Raw genomic sequence first — 18,002 nt, forward strand, 5'->3', positions numbered from 1 at the left:
ACGGCGAGCTATGTCACCACGACCGGAGCCACGCGATCCCGAGGACGTAGACGATGGGCAGATCCGAGAGCTGCTCGAGGAGGCCGAAACCGGCTGGTACGGCGACAGCGCGTTCTTCGGCGCGATGGCCCACTGCCCGGAGTTGTTCGAGCACATCGTGGCGGCGTTCGAGTCGTTCGGCCGGGGAGCGAACGTCGACACCGAGCTGCTGGAGCTGATGCGGATTAAGGTCGCCGAAACCCACCAGTGTGCCTACTGCGCGACGGTCCGCACCCTCGAGGTGCGCGAGGCGGTCGCGCCGAAGGAGGACGCCGTCTTCGGCGACGTCGACGAGGACGAGCTCTCACGTCGGGAGTATCTCGCCGTCTCGCTGGCCGAGGCGCTCTCGACCGATCCGCACAGGCTCTCCGACGACTTCTTCGCGGAACTGGGCGAGGAGTTCACCGAGCAGGAGGTCGTCGAGCTCCTGTTGTTTGCCAGCCTCGAGGTGGGCCTCGATCGGTTCTGTATCGCCCTCGAGCTCCAGCCGACCGACGAGAGCGCCTACCCCGACGACGTCGACTACCCCCTCGAGAACCCGCGGCCGAAAACGTCGTAGTTCGACGCCACGGCCGAAGCCGTATGATTCGCAGCCGCGAACCGGACGGGCCACGGTAGCGGGAGCTCCGATCGCAGACGGTGTCGCGGGCTCGCGCCTTGAACCATCACAACGCATCCCGGACACTCCGTTCGGCCGGAACAAGCGGTTATGCTCGCCGCCGACCGAGTAGCACGTGAGGAATCTCACAGTGACGGCGACCACGCTCACGCCGCGAATGCGAAAGCAGCAGGCGGCTCTGGAGGCGATTCCACCGATCGAGCGTTCGATCGAGAACGGCGAGCTTCGGCTCGTGCGACAGTTCCGCGGGCTCACGCTCGAGCAGGCGGCCGGCTACCTCGAGGCGCTCGGCGGCGAGCGAGTCGGGGAGAACGAAGTCGAAGGAGACGGCTGGTTGGTCCAGCTCTCGGCGGAGAAGGTTCCGGTGGGTCCGTCGTACCGACTAACCGAAGTGACAGTAGTGTGGACCGGCCGACCCGATGCCGTCGAGCCGATCGTCCTGCAGTTCCGGCGGAAAGCGTTCCGCGCACCGGGGTAAGTACGGAGTCCTTATCAGCCGGTCGCCGAAACGCGGCCGTATGCTCGAGACCGTCCGCGACCGCGCTCGCCCGTACTTCGAGGACGCGCCACCGGCCCACGACTGGCACCACGTCCGGCGGGTCGCGGCGCTGGCCGACACCCTCGTCGCGAAACAGACGGGATCCGCCGACGAGCGGATCGTCCAGCTTGCCGTCGCGCTTCACGACATCGGCCGCGAGCGGGAGGACCGCGGCGAGATCGACGACCACGCCGCCTGGGGCGCTCGAGAAGGCAGTCGAATCCTCGCCGACGTCGGGGCCAGCGAGGAGACGATCGAGCACGTCCGACACTGTATCGGCGCCCACCGCTACTCGAACGACGTCGAGCCCGAGACGCTCGAGGCCGAGATCGTCTGTGACGCGGACAACCTCGACGCCCTCGGCGCGGTCGGGATCGCTCGCGCGTTCGCTCACGGTTCGGTCATCGGGAGCCCGCTGTACGATCCCGACGTGCCGCCCGCCGAGGACGAGACGGTAGCCGGCCGATCGCAGTACAACCACTTCTACAAGAAGATCCTCGAGCTGCCCGAGCGAATGTACACCGACGCCGGCCGGGATCTCGCGGCGGACCGTGCGACGTTCGCCCGCGAGTACCTCGAGCGCTTCGAGGCAGAGGCAGCCGGCGAAGCGTAACCTCGTGGATCAATAATAAACCCAGAAAAAGTTTTTAAGACGGAGCCCCTACGGTTGCGTGCCGAGGTGAGAACGTATGCATGAGAATACAATCGGACGCCGCGGACAGGACCCGTTCGATGCCCTGGTCGACGTTCTCGCCGCGGTGAACCGGTACGACCTCGCGCTCGGTGTGATTCCGATCGCGTTCGTGATCGCGCTGGTTGCTGCGAGTGCGTTTGGCGTTCCGGCGCCGTACGCGTTCGCGGCTGCGGCGATCGTCGGTATCGGCGTCATCGCCGACGTCTGTTACCTGAACCCGCCGGTCGACCAGGGATCGACGGATAGAACCGACGATCGAACGGCTGCAGATTGATCACGCGATCCGGATGCCCGTGCATCCGATCCGGTTTTCGACGGCATCGAGTCCTGTAGCGCCAGCTCCCGACTCCCCGGAACCCTTTTACAACGCACAGCCGTACGCGTCTCCAACGATGGGACTCGGCTCCGATATGTACCGACAGCAGATCCTCGACCACTACAAGAACCCCCGTAACTACGGGGAGCTCGAGGATCCGACCTTCACCCACATCGGCGAGAACCCGATGTGTGGCGACGAGATCAGGATGGACGTCAAACTCGAGGACGACGACGAGACGATCGAGTTCGTCGCCTTCTCCGGAGACGGCTGTGCGATCAGCCAGGCCTCCGCGAGCATGCTCTCAGGCGAGCTCCAGGGCAAGTCCGTTGACGAACTCCTCGAGATGGATCGCGACGACGTTATCGACATGCTCGGCGTCGACATCTCGCCGATGCGAGTCAAGTGTGCGGTGCTCGCCGAGAAGGTCGCCCAGGACGGCGCGGAGATCTACCGGGGCGAACTCGACAAGGAAAAGACCTCGACCGAGGAGTAGCTGAGTCCGGTCCGCCTCCCCTTTTACCTCATTCGGGCCAGAGATCGGTGTACCGTCGGTAGCGAGAGTCGAGAGCGACGCGTACCGCTCGAGCCGAACGCGGCTATCGCCGGACGATCAAACGAACGCGAGAACGAAACGCGAAAACCGTGACGCCGAGGCGCGTTATTCGGGTTTCAGACCGCCGTCCTCGACACGCATGACGGCCTCGCCGTCGGCGAGGTTCGGCGCGTCGACCAGGCGGACGATCCGCTTGTTCCCCTTGGACTTTCGGAGGTAGATCCGGAACGTCGACTTGTGGCCGAGGATGTTCCCGCCGATCGGCTGGGTCGGGTCGCCGAAGAACGAGTCGGGGTTCGAGGCGACCTGGTTGGTGACGATGACGGCGGTGTTGTAGAGGTTGCCGACCTTGTCGATGTCGTGGAGGTGCTTGTTGAGCTTCTGCTGGCGCTCGGCGAGCTCGCCACGGCCGACGTACTCGGCGCGGAAGTGGGCGGTTAGCGAGTCGACCGCGAGCAGGCGAACGGGATACTCCCCTTCCTCGTGCTCGCCGGCGAGCTCCTTGGCTTTCTCCGCCAGCAGCATCTGGTGGTTGGAGTTGAACGCCTTCGCGACGTGGATCTTGTCGAGGATGTCCTCGATGAGTTCGTCCATCGTCGCCTCGTTACTCGGCGTTCCCTCGATCTCGCGGTCCTCGAGGGTGGCCTCGATGACCTCGTCCGGAAGTCCCCGGACCATGTCGTCGATCCGTTCGGGTCGGAACGTGTCCTCGCTGTCGATGAACATCGCGCGACCGTGGAGGCCGCCGACTTCCTTGGGAAGCTGGACGTTGACGGCCATCTGGTGGGTGACCTGCGATTTGCCGGAGCCGAACTCGCCGTACACCTCGGTGATCGACTGGGTCTCGATCCCGCCGCCGAGCAGGTCGTCGACCTCGTCGATGTGCCAGCTCATCTTGCCGATCTCGTTTCGCCGCTCGAGCACCGTGGAGCCGGTCTCGAAGCCGCCGACGTCGGCGGCGTCGCGGGCCGCGCGGACGATGTCCGCCGACGTCGATTCGCCGACGTCGGCCGTGTTCGAGAGCTCGGAGGGCGACGCGACGGCCAGGCTCTGGAACGAGTCGAAGCCGGCGTCGTGGAGTTTGTCTGCGGTTGCCGGTCCGACACCAGGGAGGGATTCTAGGTCTGCGTCTGGCATTACTCACTCGTAGCAGCGGACGCCCCATAAAGCCTCGTTAACAGGAGAGTGAAAGTGAAAGTGCCGGAGGGCGCCTGGGTGATCGGAGACGGGGAACGAAAGTTTAGGAGTCAAGGCGCGGCCGAGGCCGCGTAGACGGGAGGGCGTGTCGTCGCGGCTCGAGATAGTCAGACGGTCTGCTCGTCGGTCGCCCACTCGAGCGAGGAGAGTTCATCGGCGGCGGCAACGTACAGCCGTCCGGGCGCGAGCGCGGGCGTCCTCGAGACGGGAGCGCCGAGGTCGACGTGCCAGCGCAGGTCGTAGTCGGTCGCGTCGACGCCGTAGAGCGAGCCGGTCGAATCGCCGACGCAGACGACGTCGCCGGCGACGACGGGGCTCGCGTCGACCTCGCCGTCCAGCGCGATCCCCTTCTTCGAGAACAGCCATCCCCGGACCTTGCGCCGGCCGAAACGGGTGTCGGTGACGTGGAGGTAGCCGTCGTCGGCGCCGACGAAGGTGGTCCCTTCCTCGGGGAGCACCGTCGCCGACGAGGTGAACGCGCCGCGGATCTCGTAGCTGAACCAGGTCTGACCGGTCTCGGTGTCGAGCGCGAGCAGCGTGCCGTCGTCATCGCCGACGTAAACCCGGCCGTCGGCGATCGTGAGCGGCGCCGCGACGACTCCGTCGGTCGGCGCACTCCATGTTTCCTCGACCCCATCAGATCCGTCCTCGAGACAGCGAACCTGCTCGTCGGCGGTACCGACGTACACTCGAGGGCGATCTGCGGCGACCGCCGGGGAGCCGGCGACCGACGCGTCGGTCTCGTGGGTCCAGTCGATCTCGCCCGACCCCGCCTCGAGCGCCGACAGGCCCGCCGTGTGGCCGGCGTACAGTCGGCCGTCCGCAAACGCGAGGTCGGACTCGAGGGGAGCCGGAAGCTCGGTCCGCCACAGGGTGTCCCCGGTTCCCGGGTCGATCGCGTGGACGGTCCCGGCGTCAGTTGCGGCGTAGACGCCGTCGTAGGTGGCAACCGGGGTCGCGTCGATCCCGTCGGTTGACTCGAAAACCCACCTGCGCCGGCCCGTTTCACGGTCGAGCGCGTACAGGTTCCCACGCGTCGTCCCGACGTAGACGGTGTCGCGGTCGAGAACCGGCGATCCCGCCGTACCGGCAAGTTCGACCGTCCAGGCCGACTCGGGGCGGTCGGGTCCCTCGAGGTTGCGACGAACGCCCGAGTGCTGTGGATCCCGTTTGAACTGATTCCAGTCGGTCACTGTTCGGGCGTACCGATGCCGACCGGATAACTGGTTCGACAGCAGTCGCTACGGGGGAGAAGCGAAAACGGAAGCGGAAGAGGGGGTGGGGAAGGGGATGCGACAGGACAGCTGGTGTATGGCGCAGCTGATGTGGCGTCCTGCCGTATCCACTTCTACAGGAGTGGACGCATTACGGCTAACTCCAAACATATTTGGATCTCGTCGGTCGGACTGGAGCCTCGCTCACTCCCAGGGGTGAGTACCGCCCTCGCTCGGCCACAGCGGGTACCAGTACTCCTTGTCGCGCTCGATCTCGAGTTCGCCGTCCAGTGTCGCCTCGAGCTTGAACTCGGCGTTCGAATCGCGCTCCCGACCGGAGCGGGGTGCGAACGGGTAGTACCGCCCGCGACGGAACGAGTAGATCCAGTAGGCCGGGCCCCGATCGTTCCGGTAGGCAAAGAGGGCTGCGAGCAGCCGCGAGCCGTAGCCGTGCTCGATAAACGTGTCCGCGGCGAAATGCAGACTGGTGATCAGATCCTCTGGATCGCTGTCCTCGAGGACGACCCAGTGGTAGCCGTGGTCGTCTTCCGAGACCGAGAACTCGGTGCCGGTGTCCTCCCGGCCGGCCTCGAGGATCGCCTCGACCTCGTCGACGGCCTCGCGGAAGCTGCTCGAGTCGACGCCGGAGAAACAGAGCGCACCGACGTCGGCGGACTCGTAGCCCAGATCGGCCTCCATCGTGAGGTAGGCGGTGCTCATCCCGAAGAGGTCGTCGGGATCGGCGTCGCGTTTCGCGTCGGACTCGGCGCGCGTGCCGAGAATGGAGCGAAGCCCGTCCAGTAGTCCCATACTCGGAGTGAGGGATGGGTCCCCTTAGAAGCCCTCCATCTCGCGCTCGAGGTCCCGAAGCTGTTCGACCCGTCGCTCGGTCGAGGGATGGGTGCTAAACAGCTTTCCGACGATTCCGGACTTGATCGGGATGATGAAGAAGGCGTTCATCTCGGCCTCCTCGCGCAGGTCGTTGTCGGGAACCTTGTCGACCTCGCCGGAGATCTTCATCAGCGCGGAGGCGAGCGCCGACGGTTTGCCCGTGATCGCCGCGGCCCCGCGGTCGGCGGCGAACTCGCGATACCGCGAGAGCGCGCGGATCAACAGGTAGCTGATGATCCAGACGACCAGCGAGACGAGGATGGCGACCATGATGCCGCCTTGGTTCTTGTTTCGTCCGCCGCCGAAGAACGCACCCCAGCGAACGATCATGAAGGCGATCGTCGAGAGGAGCGAGGCGATCGTCATCACCATCATGTCGCGGTTCTTGACGTGGGCGAGTTCGTGGGCGATGACGCCGTCGAGTTCCTCCTGGTTGAGCGTCCGCATCAGTCCCGTCGTTACCGCGACGGCGGCGTTCTTCTGGTTGCGCCCGGTCGCGAAGGCGTTCGGCACCTTCGAATCGACGACGGCGACCTTGGGTTTCGGCAGGTCGGCCTGCTGAGAGAGCCGTTCGACCGACGAGTGCAGTTGCGGGTACTCCTCGGCCGACACCGTCTTCGCACCCATGCTCTTGAGCGTGAGGGTGTCGCTGAAGTAGTACTGTCCGAGTGAGAACCCGCCGAAGATCATGCCAAAAACGAGGAGGTTCGCTCCTCCCGTGAGATACGCCGTGAGCACTCCGGCGAAGACGATGTACAGCGCGAACAGTAGAAACATCGTGACGAACATCCGCGCGCGAAGTCCCCAGTCCGGCTGCCAGTCCATACCCGGAACGAGGGACTCCGGCGAGATAAGTATGGTCTGTGGCAGACGGGGACAGCCCTCACGGGCCGCCGTCTCAACCCCCCTGTTTCGCGTGGAAACCCCTGGACCGGGACACCGTTGCTCGAGCGGCGTCTGACGCGCGTCTGCCGGTCGCTCCTGGCAATCCGCTACGGTCCCGGTTTCGGCGAGACCGGAAGCGAGAGCGCCACGCGACAGCGATCGCCCCAAATCGACAGGAACCGTTTCGGTTTCGGAACGATCGATCGGACCGTCGGAACGATACTACGAAGTCGATAGGGAAGAGTGATCAGTCCAAGAACGTGATATGACGGGGTACGGCAGGCGGCAGGTGCTGAAACGGACCGGTGTCGTCGCGATCGGTAGCACCCTCGCGGCAAATGCCGCGGTCGCCGACGGGCGGGCGCTCACTGACGGCGCAAGCGCCGGGTCGGCGGTCCAGTCCGACACACAGGGTTGGACGTCCCGCCGCGGGAATCCGGGCAACACCGGATACGCTCCCGAGGCGAGCGGGCCGGACGATCCGGCCGTCGTCGAGTGGAGACACGACGCTACCGGTCCCGTGACGGTCGTCGACGGCGTCGTTTATCAGACGGACGACGGTGCAGTCCACGCCTTCGACGCCGACGACGGGGACCGAATCGAAGCGAGCTCCGACGTCGGCGCGGACGGCGCGCCGACGGTCGCCGACGGACGGATCTACGTCGGCGGCGACCGACTGGCGGCCCTCGACGACGACCTCGAGGGGATCGAGTGGACGATCGGGTTCGAGGAGGACGTTCCCGAGCCGATCGTCACGGACGGAAGCGCGTTCGTCGTCGTCGACGGCATCCTCTACGCGATCGACGCCGCCGAGGGGACCGAGCGGTGGCGGTCCGAGGAGGACGGCCGAAAGCTGCACGAACAGGCCGTCGCCGTCGCCGACGGTGCCGTCTTCGTGACCGACGGTCGAACCCTGTATGCGCTGGAAGCCGACGACGGGAGCCGCCGGTGGGCGAACCACGACGGCGGGTTCCGCAAGCAGGTCGTCGTCGCGACCGACGACACCGTCTCGGTGCAGGCCGGCGGTCTCGACAAGATCGCCGTCTACGAGACTGGAAGCGGCGACCTCCGCTGGACCGGCGAGGGGTACGCCTCGGCGCTCGCGACCGGCGACCGCATCTACGCGCTGACCGGATCCGACGTTGTCGGCTACGACCGCGAGAGCGGCGACGAACAGTGGCGTCCCGGGCTCGAGGCGGCGACGTACGGCCCGCCGATCGCCGACGGCGAGAAGCTGTACGTCGGCATCGAGAGTTCGAACCAGGGTCCCGGGATCGTCGCGTTCGACCTCGAAGACGGCACCCTCGAGTGGTCGATCGAAACCGACGCTCAGCCCGGCGATCTCGCCATCGCCGACAACACGCTCTACGCCGTCGCCGACGAGTTGCTCGCGATCCGGGCCGAGTCGGCGTTCGACGACATCGACGCCAACGAGACCGACGGCGACAACGTCACCCAACCAGAGAACGGAAACGACACGTTCGAGGCCGAGGATCCGGAGGACGTCGGGGAGGACTCTGACGACTCCGACAACGGGAACGACAACGAGTCCGACGACGGCGACACCGAATCGGCCGACGAGGTCCTCGGGGACGACGACGGCGAAGACGAGGGAATACCCGGCTTTACCACGGGCGCTGGGCTGCTCGGCGGCGCCGTGGCGCTCGAGTGGCTCCGTCGAAACGCGGGCGTCGAACCCGCGGAATCGGAGTCGGAGTGAGCGTGCAGTTGAAATGGACCCGCGTCCGGGTGGCGCGCTCGAGTTCGGGCGTGCAAGCGACGAGCCGAGAGCGGGCCGTTTAACACCGCCACGGCCCAATCGGGGACAATGAGTGAGTCGCGTGCGTTCTGTCCCCGGTGTGGGGATCCGGTACCCGACCGATCGGCGAGCGACGCGGACGCGGCCGCGGATCCGCTCCGACCCGGGACGGAGGTCGAACTCTGTGACAGCTGTTACTTCGACGACTTCGACTTCATCGACGCGCCGGATCGGATCGACGTCCAGGTCTGTGCCCGCTGTGGCGCCGTCCACCGGGGGAACCGGTGGGTCGACGTCGGCGCACAGGACTACACCGACATCGCCATCGAGGAGGTAAGCGAGGCCCTGGCGGTCCACGTCGACGTCGAGGACGTCGCCTGGCAGGTCGAGCCCGAACAGGTCGGCGAGAACACGATCCGGATGCACGCCTACTTCACGGGCGTCGTCCGCGACACGCCCGTCGAGGAACAGGTGATGGTGCCGGTAAAGATCGCCCGCCAGACCTGTACCCGGTGTGGTCGAATCGCGGGCGACTACTACGCCAGCATCGTCCAGATCCGCGCGGAGGACCGAACGCCGACGAGCGAGGAGGTCGACCGCGCAAAGGAGATCGCGAACCAGGTCGTCGCCGACATGGAGGCGACGGGCGACCGCAACGCCTTCGTCACCGAGACGAGCGAGACCGACGATGGACTCGACATCAAGGTCTCGACCAACAAGATCGGGAAGAAGATCTCGAACAAGATGGTCGAGGAGTTCGGCGGGACTGTCAACGACGCCGAGACGCTCGTCACGGAGGACCAGGACGGCAACGAAGTGTATCGAGTAACGTTCGCCGTTCGGCTCCCGCCGTACACCCCCGGCGAAGTCATCGACCTGGCGGACGACGACGGCGGGCCGGTCCTCGTCCGCAGTGCCCGAGGCAACCTCAAGGGGACCCGCGTGACGACCGGCGAGCGCTACGAGGCGGACTACGAGGAGGGGAACTCGCCGGAGGCCCGCAGACTCGGCGACCTCGATGACGCCGTCGAGACGACGGTCGTCACCGTCGAGGACGAGAACGCCGTCCAGGTGCTCGACCCCGAGACGTTCCAGGCCAAGACGGTCGCTCGGCCGGACTACTTCGATCCCGACGCCCAGACGGTACCCGTGCTGAAGAGCCGCGCCGGGGTCCACGTCCTGCCCGATTCCGACCCCGACACCGGCGACGAGGACGACGACGGCTACTACGATCCCTACGAGAACGATGGCTGAGGGGTCCGAATCCGATCCCGAACCGAACGCGACGGCGATGGACTCGCTCGAGCGCGCCGACGCGCCGCTGGCGGCCATCGTCGAGAGAGCGCGAACGGAAACCGCCATCGAGTCGCTTCGCGCCGAGGGCGTCTACGACGACTCGCGGCGCGTACAGGCGGTCAGCGATGTGGTTCGCGATCACGACGGGCGAGTCGACGACGCGCTCGAGGCGGACCGGGCTGTGAGCGAAACGGCTTCAACGGAGGGTGACGCGACTCGCGAGGACGATCCCGAGCGAATCGCGCTCCCGATCACCGAGCCCCCGGCCGAAACGCGCGTCCTCGAGGTCGTCCGCCAGCTCGAGCCCGAACTCCGGAGTCGTGACCTCGAGGACCTGCTGGCCGAACGGGGTTGGAGCGACGACGACCTCGAGCGGGCGCCCGGTTCGTGGGCCGTGATCGGCTCCGTCGTGCTCGTGACGATTCCGACCGAGTGCCCCGACGAAACCGACGTCGCCGAGGCCTTGCTCGAGCTCCACGGCGGGGCCGACAGCGTGCTGGCCGACGAGGGGATTGCCAACGAGGGGACGGCGGGCGCCTACCGCGAACCCCGCACCCGCCTGCTCGCGGGCGAGACGGACACCGAGACGATCCACACCGAACACGGGACCCGGTACGGGCTCGATCCCTCGAGGGTGATGTTCTCGCCGGGCAACCAGGCCGAGCGGGCGCGGATGGGCGAGGTCGTCGAATCCGGCGAACGGGTGTTCGACATGTTCGCCGGTATCGGCTACTTCACCCTCCCGATGGCTCGGGCGGGCGCAACCGTCACCGCGACCGAGCTGAATCCGACCGCCTTTCGCTACCTGCTCGAGAACGCCGTCCTCAACGACGTTGCAGACCGAGTCGACGCCTACATGACCGACTGCCGGGACGTCGCCGGCGGACTCGAGGTCGACAGGGTGGTGATGGGCTACTACGGTCGCGCCGACGGCGCGGAGGACGACGCTGACGCCGAGGACGCCCACAACGCCAGAACCGACGAGGGCCACGAGTTCCTCCCCGACGCCCTCGAGACCCTCGAGCCCGGCGGGGTCGTTCACTACCACGAGGCCGTCCCCGAGTCGCGACTGTGGGATCGCCCGCTCGAACGGCTCGAGGCGGGCGCCGAGGACGCGGGCCGGGAGCTCGAGGTCCTCGAAAGGCGACGTGTCAAGAGCCACAGCGCGGGTATCGCCCACGTTGTCGTCGACGCCCGCTTCGGCGACGAAGCGTGAATCGACACAGTTCGAGGCGTGAGTCGGGCGTGACATTCTTATTGTCGGGTTGACTGCGCGTACGTATGGACCGAAACCAGATCATCGCACTCCTGTTCGTCGTCCTCATGGTGACCTCGATGGTCGCCTGGGGCGCGACGGCAGCGTTCTGACGTCGGCGTGCGGTACCGCCGTGGATTTCTTCCAGTGAGGATCGAACCAACGGAGCGGTTCACGGTGAACCGCTCTCGGACGATAGTACGGCTCGATGTTCAGCAATGGGTGAAACTCTCGGCCAGTGCGGATGAACGGGAGAGTGTACTGATCCAACCGGCCCCTCTCGAAACACACCCCACAAGAGGCGGGAATCCCATCAGATACGGACAGTCGTAGGTCTCACTTCGAAATAGGCTCAAACTCGGAGCCGCCGCACTTGCAGCCTCTCGGCAGACCGATGGGTTGAACCGTGTTGTCAGAAAACACCCATGCCGAGTAGACGCTACCGCACTCGCGACACTGCGCGGCTACTTGCGTCCGACCCTCGGTCCGTTCAACGTCGTTTTCCTGAGTTTTTGAGGGAGTTGTCACACGAACACGGCGAATCGCTTGGCGGAAAGCATAGTGGGTTGTATACACCACATCGTTCTCAAACCACAGAGAGGCTATTGATCGTCCGGATGAGTGAACGTCAACGTACTCGTGATAAGATTCCTGTGTGCGGCGTGGAAGCGCTTCGAGAGGGCCTGCTGAGAGACTCCCATGTCGTCCGCCAGTTCGCTCATCGAGATCCGCTGCGGAACCTCGTAGTACCCTTCCTCGAGCGCAGTCACCAAGGTTTCGCGCTGTTTCGTCGTGAGATCGTACTGTGCGCTCGCCATCGGCTGTTCTTGCTCTTGTAGCTGGTTGAGTTCGAACGAAATACGGTTCTCCTTGCAGTAGTCTTCGAACTGCGAGAGCGCCTCTCGGTCGTCGAATCGCATCCGCAGCTCCCAGTATCGATCCCTTCCGACCGCGTCCATTATCGTCGCTCCGAGCTCGACGTACGCATACACGATCGTTTCGACGTTTTTCGTCCACTCGGCGCGGTACAGGATGGCGTCGTCCGCCCGATCGATACGAGCGACGCCGGTCACCGAACCGTCGTTTTGAAGTGCTTCCTCGAACTCCGCGTGATCGCCGCCGCTCACCCAGAAGTACGGCATCACTTTGTTTTCCATCGTCGCCACGACCTGCTCGATTTCGACGATCATGTGCGGGGCTTCCGTGAGCGAATGGCACAGCGCAAAGTCGTCGGACCTCACCGAAAACTCCGCAACGATGCTCATACCGATGCTTGCTCCGGGATACCAAGAGACATGGGCCGGGAAGCGAAAGCAGAAGCTCGTCAAAACGACGCTCTCCGCTCTCGTCCCGCTGTTTGGACCGGTCCGACACGACCACCGCTACCCGTCCGTATCCCAGACGTCCGCTAGCGGACTCGAGCCCGACGAGCGCCGCGACCGGGAACCGGAACTACCGCGGGCGCTGCTCGAGTTTCGACCCGAGCCGTTCCGGGAGCGACCGCCCGAACTCGAGCCCTCACTTACCGCCGCGCTCGGTTCGAACGCCGGCAGCTCCGGGCGCTCCATCCGATCGACCTGCGCTGCGAACCAGTCGGGCATGTCCGAGCGGGCGCGGTCGAAGACGTCGAGCAGGCTCGAGTCCGCGAGGTAGGTCGCGCCGTAGTCGTCGGGTGCGCGGACGACCCGGCCGCAGGCCTGGATGATCGTCCGCAGGGCGGTCCGGTAGTACCACGCCCACTGGCCCTCCTCAAGGCGGTGGGCGACCCTCGAGTCGCCAGTGTTGAGAAACGGCGCCTTGCAGAGCACCTGCCAGCGACAGAGGTCGCCCTTGAGGTCAAGTGCCTCCTCCATCTTCACCGAGAGAAAGACGTCGGGATCGTCGGTCGCTTTCCACTCCTCCAGGGCAGCGTCACGACTGTCTCGGTCGTGGACGCGGATTCGATCGCCGACGCCGAAGTCCCGCAGGAGGTCGGCCAGTCGCTCCTGGATGTCGTAGGAGTGGGCGTGGACCAGCCCCTTCTCGTCGGGGTGTTCCTGCATGACTCGGACGATCGTGCGGGCGAGCTTCGGCGTCGTCTCCGAGCGGTGTTCGTAGGTCATCTTCCCCTGCGTGACGTCGTACAGCGGGCGGTGCTCGACGGGGAACGTGTGCTCGACGTCGACCAGCGCGACGTCGGCGGGGTCGAGTCCGACCTGCCGACAGAAGGCGGCCTTGTTCAGGATCGTCGCCGACAGCAGCGCGAACTTGTTCCCCCGGTCCCAGACCGTGTGGCGGAGGTAGCGCTCGGGGTCCATCGGCTTGATCGTCAGCGGCCCGCCGAGCTTTTCGCCTTCCTCCTCGGAATCACCGCTGTCACCCTCGCTTCCGCTGGAGCGCGGATCGGACTGGTCGACTAACCACGTCGTCGCGCTCTGTGGATCCCGGTAGTCCGAGACGAACCAGTCGAGCTCGCCGATTAGCTCCTGGAGGCGGTCGCGCTGGCGGACCTCGCGGGGCGTGAGCGACTCCTGTGACAGTAGCTCGTCCTTCCGGCGGGTACAGATCTGGGCGACGTTTTCCGCGTACCGGACTGCCCGATCCAGACCGCCGACCTCCGGGACACGGAGGTCGTCCCAGAACGGCACCGTCCGCGGCCCGAGCTGGATCGTCGCGTACATCTCGGCCCACTCCGCCAGCCCGTGGGCCTCGTCGATCACGACGACGTCGCGCTTTCGAAAGACCTCGCTGCCGGCCGTCTGCATGAAGTAGGCCAGCGTCATCGCCGCGATAGACCGGTTCGAGGCGATCGCCCGGTCGGAGAAGTACGGACAGCGGTGTTTGACCGAGCAGTCGTACCCCCGTTCGCGGACGCATGGGGCCTGGTTGACGGGCGTGTCGCGTTCGTCGGGAAGGATGCAGGTGTAGTTCGACTTCCCGCGGATGACGTTCAGATCGGCGAGCAGGTCGTCGGCCGCGACGTCGTCGAGTTGGGAGACTTGCGGGGTCGTGTAGTAGGCGCCCGTGGCCTCGCTGGGCTCGGCCTCCTCGACGGTCCGCGCGCAGCCGGCGACCGCGCGGGCGAGCAGGGACTTCCCGCTACCCGTCGGCGCGCGCACCAACACGACGTCGTTACCGGCCGCGAACGCGTCGCGAACGTCGCGGAGGGCCTGCTCCTGTGCCCCGCGGTAGCTCGGCGCGGGGAAGGCGTCGAAGATCCGCTCGGGGTTCACCGTTCGATCCACGGGGCGGTCGCGTCCTAAAGGCTGCGAACCGTTACGCCGCGTGCGACTCCCGTCGTCCGTTTCGCTCCTTGCAACTCGAGAAATCAGCACCTATCGGATCGTAAGCGGTCGATACGATCCGGGTAGCAGGTCGATTACGAATACGTTTCCCGTCCTCGGGTTCGAGTACGGAAGGGTCGCTCAGCGGTAGAGCACCGCGGTGCCGTCAGGCCCGCGGCGGCCATCGTGCCTCGTGGCGTTCAAATCCCACCCCTTCCGCTCGCGGCGCCGGCTCGAACGACTGCGGTCGTGGTGGTGTGTCACACGATCTCTTCCCCTCGTCCTCCGGCGCCGCCTCAACTCGGCTCGAGTCGCGACGTTTCCCCGTCGACCTTCTCGAGCCGAGCGACGTCCGCATCTGTCGGCTCGTCGGGCAGGGCGGCGATACAGGGGTAACACAGCAGGTGGTCCGAGCCGTTCTCGAACTCCAGGGTCATCGCGGAGCCCTGGCTGCCGTCGTCCTCGCCGAACGTCCAGAGGTTGGCGATGCCGCCGGCGACCGTCACCGTTCGGCCGCAGCCGTCGCAGGTGTCCCGCGCCATGTGCGGGTATCCGTCTCGAGCCATGAAAGTCGTTCCCCCGCGGCACAGCGGTTATGGCCACGACTGAGGTACCCGACGGATATGGAGGTGAACTGCCAGGGATGTGCAGGTTGCTGTCTCGACTGGCGGCCGCTGCTCGAGGGCAACGAGGAGCCGAAGGGAGGCCAGCACGCCCGATCCACACTACGCGACGGCGATGCCGAGCGCGAGCAGGCGTTCTCCGAGCGCGTGCCGCTGGGCGGCAGTTACAACTTCGTCGCGCTGACCCGCGACGAAATCCGGAGCTTCCTCGAGCGAGGCGCGGCCACGGCGCTGACGCCGCGATTCTGGACGGTAGAGGACGAACGCGAGGGCGTCGAGATCGGCAGCCGTCGCGTGGCTGCCGTCGCCGGTCGACCTGTCTTCTTCGTCGGGCTTCGAAAACCGCCGAAACCCGTTGCCCCCTTCGGCCGCGAGGAGGCGACGTGGCTGCCGACCTGCGTCTTCCTCGACCCGACGACGCTACAGTGTCGGATCCACGAGAGCGACCGCTTCCCCGACGAGTGCGGAACCTATCCCGAACAGACCATCGCACTGGGCGCCGAAACCGAGTGCGAGCGCGTGGAGGGTCGGTTCGGCGGAGAACGCCTGCTCGAGCGCGACCACGACGATCCGGACGGGCTGCTGTTCGGTCCGCAGGCGCTGGGCGCGAAGCTGTTCTGTCACCCCCGCCCCGACGAACTCGAGGGGCTGCTCGACCGGGTCGAACGGGGCGAGCCGTCGTCGGCCGACCGAGCCGAGTGTATCGCCGTCGCCGCGGCCTCGAGTCCCGGCACCGTCGCCGTCTCGGAGCCCCACTACGAGCAAGCGCTCGAGCGACTCGAGGCCGACGAAACGAACGGGGACGACGGGTGGATCGGTCCCGCGATCGAGGACTGGTACCGACGTCGGGATCGAACTCGGACCGAGGAGGCGGTTCCGGATCCCGGACTCGCGGCGGCGATCGAAGATCGACGCGGTGCCCCCGACACCCCGGGCTGGGAGTGACTCGAGGATAGAGCCGCTGCAACGCGACTCGTTAAGAACCGATCGTCCGTACCTATCGTATGAACGTACTCGTGACGGGTGCAACCGGCTTCGTCGGGAGTCGCCTCGTCGCCGCGCTGCGTGCGACGACCGACCACGACGTGACGGTGCTCGTTCGGGACGCCGACGACTACGAGCCGCCCGACGATGGGATCACCGTCGCAGAGGGCGACGTCCTCGAGGAGGGAAGTTTCGAGGACGCGTTGGAGGGGATCGACGTCGCGTACTATCTGATCCACACGATGGGCAGCGGCGAGGAGGACCTGATTGCCCAGGACCGACGCGCCGCGCGGAACTTCGAGCGGGCGGCGACCGACGCCGACGTCGGGCGGATCGTCTACCTCAGCGGACTCGGCGACGAGGACGAGGAGCTATCGGAGCACCTGGCCTCGCGTCGGCTCGTCGAGTCCGAGCTGCAGGCCGGCAGCGCCGAGGTGACGGTGCTCCGGGCGGCGATCATCATCGGCGGCGAGAGCGCGAGCTTTCAGATCGTCCGCCAGCTCTCGAAGCGACTTCCCGTAATGGTGACCCCGCGATGGGTCCACGTCAACTGCCAGCCGATCGCCATCGACGACGTGATCGCGTACCTGCTCGCGGTCCTCGAGCGACCCGAGACCGCGGGCGAAACCTACGAGATCGGCGGACCGGACGTGCTCACCTACGGCGAGATGCTCCGGACGACCGCAAGGATCATGCGGGGCTGGGAGCCGGTTATCGTTCCGGTTCCGGTGTTGACGCCGACGCTGTCGGCGTACTGGGTCGACCTCGTCACCGACGTCGACTCGCGGGTTGCCCACCGGCTGATCGAGGGGATGGTCAACCCGGTGGTCGTCGAGGACGACCGCCTGCGGGAGCTCGTCGGCGTCGATCCGACGCCGTTCGAGGACGCCGTCCGCAGCGCGCTCGCCGAGAAGGTAACCCTCGATGGGGACACCCTCGAGAGCGGGCTACCCGACGAGGGACGCCCGCTCGAGGAATGACCCGGACTCCGGAGTACGGCGAGACGTGGGTCTACGAGAGCATCGTCGGCGCGCTGCCGGGGTTCGACCTCTCGGATCGGCTCGCCATTGGGATCCAGTTCGCGGTCTTCGAGGCGGCGCTGCTCGCGGTTGCGGCCGTCTACGGACTGTGGGAGGCGGTCGTTCCGGGAACCGTCGCCGTCTTCGTCGCGGCGGTCGGCAGCTGGCTCATGCTCCGGTACAGTCGCTCGGTTCGGGCGCTTCGCTCGCCCGACGGCTACCGACGCGTGCTGTTCGGCTCGAACATCGAGGTCGTCCTCGGGGTGATGGCGTTCGTCCTCCTGGTCACGTACCTGTTCGTCACCGATCCCCGGACCAGCGACGTGCCGTTGCTGACGGAGATCCTCGGCCCCGAGCCGCCGGCGCTGGCGGTTGCCCTGTTACTGCTGATCCTCTGGGACGTCGTCTACCGGATCGGCACCTGCTGGTGGGCGACCGTCGCCGGGCTTTGGCGATCGATCGTCTACGAGTTCGAACCGAAAACGACCCGGGAGTACGCCCGAACAGACGGACTCAACGTCGCGTTCGCGGGCGTCCAACTGCTGTTCGTTCCGTTCGTGCTCGATCATCCGATCCTGGTTGGCGCGCTCGTCGGCCACGTGATCGCCGTTATCGCGGTGGCGACGCTGTCGGTACTGTTGCAGCGACGATCCCAGAAAGAATCCGGAGGGACGATCCCCTAATCCGACTTCATCTCCTCAAACTGGCTCAGCAGCTCCTCGGCCGACTCGCCGGCGTCGTACTCGACCTTGCCGTGGTAGATCGTCCGCTCGTCGTCGAAATCCGCATCCACCCGCGAGGCCTGGGCCTCGCGCCGCTCGTGTTCGTCTTCGTCATAGGCACCCATTGACATG

At 66.2% G+C, this 18,002-nt stretch carries 19 protein-coding genes and 1 tRNA gene; 12 read left to right on the top strand and 8 right to left on the bottom strand.

Annotated features, from left to right (window positions below; all coding sequences use genetic code 11):
* Positions 1-10 precede the first annotated feature (10 nt).
* The 5 genes from QA600_RS00875 (at position 11) to sufU (ending at position 2,702) form a co-directional block, all read left to right on the top strand.
* Positions 11-598 (top strand): carboxymuconolactone decarboxylase family protein, encoded by a 588-nt coding sequence (locus QA600_RS00875; RefSeq protein WP_278290089.1) that lies wholly within the window; start codon positions 11-13, stop codon positions 596-598.
* 238 nt (positions 599-836) lie between these two features.
* Positions 837-1,136 carry a hypothetical protein gene (locus QA600_RS00880; RefSeq protein WP_345782003.1) on the top strand — a complete coding sequence of 100 codons (300 nt, stop codon included), beginning with the start codon at positions 837-839 and terminating at the stop codon, positions 1,134-1,136.
* 40 nt (positions 1,137-1,176) lie between these two features.
* The gene (locus QA600_RS00885) at positions 1,177-1,809 is read left to right on the top strand and encodes an HD domain-containing protein (protein ID WP_278290091.1); all 633 of its coding nucleotides are present in this window, start codon (positions 1,177-1,179) and stop codon (positions 1,807-1,809) included.
* Positions 1,810-1,885: 76 nt separating this feature from the next.
* Positions 1,886-2,164 carry a hypothetical protein gene (locus QA600_RS00890; protein ID WP_278290092.1) on the top strand — a complete coding sequence of 93 codons (279 nt, stop codon included), beginning with the start codon at positions 1,886-1,888 and terminating at the stop codon, positions 2,162-2,164.
* Positions 2,165-2,282: 118 nt separating this feature from the next.
* Entirely contained in the window at positions 2,283-2,702 is a 420-nt protein-coding gene (sufU, locus tag QA600_RS00895; protein ID WP_278290093.1) for a Fe-S cluster assembly sulfur transfer protein SufU, read from the top strand.
* Positions 2,703-2,867: 165 nt separating this feature from the next.
* On the opposite strand, the gene radA is transcribed toward sufU, so the two are convergent.
* The 4 genes from radA to htpX all read right to left on the bottom strand — a co-directional run bounded on the left by radA (position 2,868) and on the right by htpX (position 6,889).
* Positions 2,868-3,899, bottom strand: a complete 1,032-nt coding sequence (radA, locus tag QA600_RS00900; RefSeq protein WP_278290094.1) for a DNA repair and recombination protein RadA — start codon at positions 3,897-3,899, stop codon at positions 2,868-2,870.
* A 167-nt stretch (positions 3,900-4,066) separates the two neighbouring features.
* Positions 4,067-5,152 carry a PQQ-binding-like beta-propeller repeat protein gene (locus tag QA600_RS00905; protein ID WP_278290095.1) on the bottom strand — a complete coding sequence of 362 codons (1,086 nt, stop codon included), beginning with the start codon at positions 5,150-5,152 and terminating at the stop codon, positions 4,067-4,069.
* Between the two features lie 225 nt (positions 5,153-5,377).
* Positions 5,378-5,983, bottom strand: a complete 606-nt coding sequence (locus QA600_RS00910; protein ID WP_005554699.1) for a hypothetical protein — start codon at positions 5,981-5,983, stop codon at positions 5,378-5,380.
* A gap of 24 nt (positions 5,984-6,007) precedes the next feature.
* Positions 6,008-6,889, bottom strand: coding sequence for a zinc metalloprotease HtpX (gene htpX, locus QA600_RS00915; RefSeq protein ID WP_278290096.1), 882 nt, complete (start codon positions 6,887-6,889; stop codon positions 6,008-6,010).
* A 325-nt stretch (positions 6,890-7,214) separates the two neighbouring features.
* On the opposite strand from htpX, the gene QA600_RS00920 reads away from it, so the two are divergent.
* From QA600_RS00920 to QA600_RS00930, 3 genes are all read left to right on the top strand, one after another.
* Entirely contained in the window at positions 7,215-8,669 is a 1,455-nt protein-coding gene (locus QA600_RS00920; RefSeq protein ID WP_278290097.1) for a PQQ-binding-like beta-propeller repeat protein, read from the top strand.
* Positions 8,670-8,777: 108 nt separating this feature from the next.
* On the top strand, positions 8,778-9,962 hold the full coding sequence (locus tag QA600_RS00925; protein ID WP_278290098.1) for a 60S ribosomal export protein NMD3: 1,185 nt from the start codon (positions 8,778-8,780) through the stop codon (positions 9,960-9,962).
* Entirely contained in the window at positions 9,955-11,220 is a 1,266-nt protein-coding gene (locus tag QA600_RS00930) for a class I SAM-dependent methyltransferase family protein (protein WP_278290099.1), read from the top strand. The genes QA600_RS00925 and QA600_RS00930 overlap by 8 nt, the downstream gene beginning before the upstream one ends.
* Before the next feature lie 641 nt (positions 11,221-11,861).
* On the opposite strand, the gene QA600_RS00935 is transcribed toward QA600_RS00930, so the two are convergent.
* Positions 11,862-12,524, bottom strand: a complete 663-nt coding sequence (locus QA600_RS00935) for a bacterio-opsin activator domain-containing protein (RefSeq protein ID WP_278290100.1) — start codon at positions 12,522-12,524, stop codon at positions 11,862-11,864.
* Positions 12,525-12,641: 117 nt separating this feature from the next.
* Complete coding sequence (locus QA600_RS00940; RefSeq protein ID WP_278290407.1) at positions 12,642-14,471, bottom strand: ATP-dependent DNA helicase; 1,830 nt, start codon at positions 14,469-14,471, stop codon at positions 12,642-12,644.
* A 181-nt stretch (positions 14,472-14,652) separates the two neighbouring features.
* Here QA600_RS00940 and QA600_RS00945 point away from each other — a divergent pair.
* Positions 14,653-14,741 (top strand) — tRNA-Gly (locus QA600_RS00945).
* A gap of 77 nt (positions 14,742-14,818) precedes the next feature.
* Here the strand turns inward: QA600_RS00945 and QA600_RS00950 are convergent.
* Positions 14,819-15,064, bottom strand: a complete 246-nt coding sequence (locus QA600_RS00950) for a hypothetical protein (RefSeq protein WP_278290101.1) — start codon at positions 15,062-15,064, stop codon at positions 14,819-14,821.
* Between the two features lie 81 nt (positions 15,065-15,145).
* On the opposite strand from QA600_RS00950, the gene QA600_RS00955 reads away from it, so the two are divergent.
* From QA600_RS00955 to QA600_RS00965, 3 genes are read left to right on the top strand one after another with little or no spacing between them, the layout of a single operon-like run.
* Positions 15,146-16,090: a YkgJ family cysteine cluster protein gene (locus tag QA600_RS00955; protein WP_278290102.1), complete on the top strand. Its 945-nt coding sequence runs from the start codon at positions 15,146-15,148 to the stop codon at positions 16,088-16,090.
* Between the two features lie 59 nt (positions 16,091-16,149).
* A complete protein-coding gene (locus QA600_RS00960) occupies positions 16,150-17,109 on the top strand; it encodes an NAD(P)H-binding protein (protein WP_278290103.1) in 960 nt (319 codons plus the stop codon).
* Positions 17,106-17,831, top strand: a complete 726-nt coding sequence (locus tag QA600_RS00965) for a hypothetical protein (RefSeq protein WP_278290104.1) — start codon at positions 17,106-17,108, stop codon at positions 17,829-17,831. The genes QA600_RS00960 and QA600_RS00965 overlap by 4 nt, the downstream gene beginning before the upstream one ends.
* Here QA600_RS00965 and QA600_RS00970 read toward each other — a convergent pair.
* On the bottom strand, positions 17,828-18,001 hold the full coding sequence (locus QA600_RS00970) for a DUF5786 family protein (RefSeq protein ID WP_278290408.1): 174 nt from the start codon (positions 17,999-18,001) through the stop codon (positions 17,828-17,830). The two genes, QA600_RS00965 and QA600_RS00970, sit on opposite strands and share 4 nt — an antisense overlap.
* Position 18,002 lies beyond the last annotated feature (1 nt).

Origin of the sequence: Natronococcus sp. A-GB1, from assembly GCF_029688845.1 — an archaeon.
Classification (GTDB): Archaea; Halobacteriota; Halobacteria; order Halobacteriales; family Natrialbaceae; genus Natronococcus.

Bases quoted from the DNA above. Each gene is read 5' to 3' on its own strand.
- QA600_RS00970 (WP_278290408.1), bottom strand. From the start codon at position 18,001: ATGTCAATGGGTGCCTATGACGAAGACGAACACGAGCGGCGCGAGGCC.
- sufU (WP_278290093.1), top strand. From the start codon at position 2,283: ATGGGACTCGGCTCCGATATGTACCGACAGCAGATCCTCGACCACTAC.
- htpX (WP_278290096.1), bottom strand. From the start codon at position 6,889: ATGGACTGGCAGCCGGACTGGGGACTTCGCGCGCGGATGTTCGTCACG.
- QA600_RS00925 (WP_278290098.1), top strand. From the start codon at position 8,778: ATGAGTGAGTCGCGTGCGTTCTGTCCCCGGTGTGGGGATCCGGTACCC.
- QA600_RS00960 (WP_278290103.1), top strand. From the start codon at position 16,150: ATGAACGTACTCGTGACGGGTGCAACCGGCTTCGTCGGGAGTCGCCTC.
- QA600_RS00885 (WP_278290091.1), top strand. From the start codon at position 1,177: ATGCTCGAGACCGTCCGCGACCGCGCTCGCCCGTACTTCGAGGACGCG.
- QA600_RS00955 (WP_278290102.1), top strand. From the start codon at position 15,146: ATGGAGGTGAACTGCCAGGGATGTGCAGGTTGCTGTCTCGACTGGCGG.
- QA600_RS00890 (WP_278290092.1), top strand. From the start codon at position 1,886: ATGCATGAGAATACAATCGGACGCCGCGGACAGGACCCGTTCGATGCC.
- radA (WP_278290094.1), bottom strand. From the start codon at position 3,899: ATGCCAGACGCAGACCTAGAATCCCTCCCTGGTGTCGGACCGGCAACC.
- QA600_RS00935 (WP_278290100.1), bottom strand. From the start codon at position 12,524: ATGAGCATCGTTGCGGAGTTTTCGGTGAGGTCCGACGACTTTGCGCTG.
- QA600_RS00930 (WP_278290099.1), top strand. From the start codon at position 9,955: ATGGCTGAGGGGTCCGAATCCGATCCCGAACCGAACGCGACGGCGATG.
- QA600_RS00875 (WP_278290089.1), top strand. From the start codon at position 11: ATGTCACCACGACCGGAGCCACGCGATCCCGAGGACGTAGACGATGGG.
- QA600_RS00965 (WP_278290104.1), top strand. From the start codon at position 17,106: ATGACCCGGACTCCGGAGTACGGCGAGACGTGGGTCTACGAGAGCATC.
- QA600_RS00910 (WP_005554699.1), bottom strand. From the start codon at position 5,983: ATGGGACTACTGGACGGGCTTCGCTCCATTCTCGGCACGCGCGCCGAG.
- QA600_RS00920 (WP_278290097.1), top strand. From the start codon at position 7,215: ATGACGGGGTACGGCAGGCGGCAGGTGCTGAAACGGACCGGTGTCGTC.
- QA600_RS00950 (WP_278290101.1), bottom strand. From the start codon at position 15,064: ATGGCGCGGGACACCTGCGACGGCTGCGGCCGAACGGTGACGGTCGCC.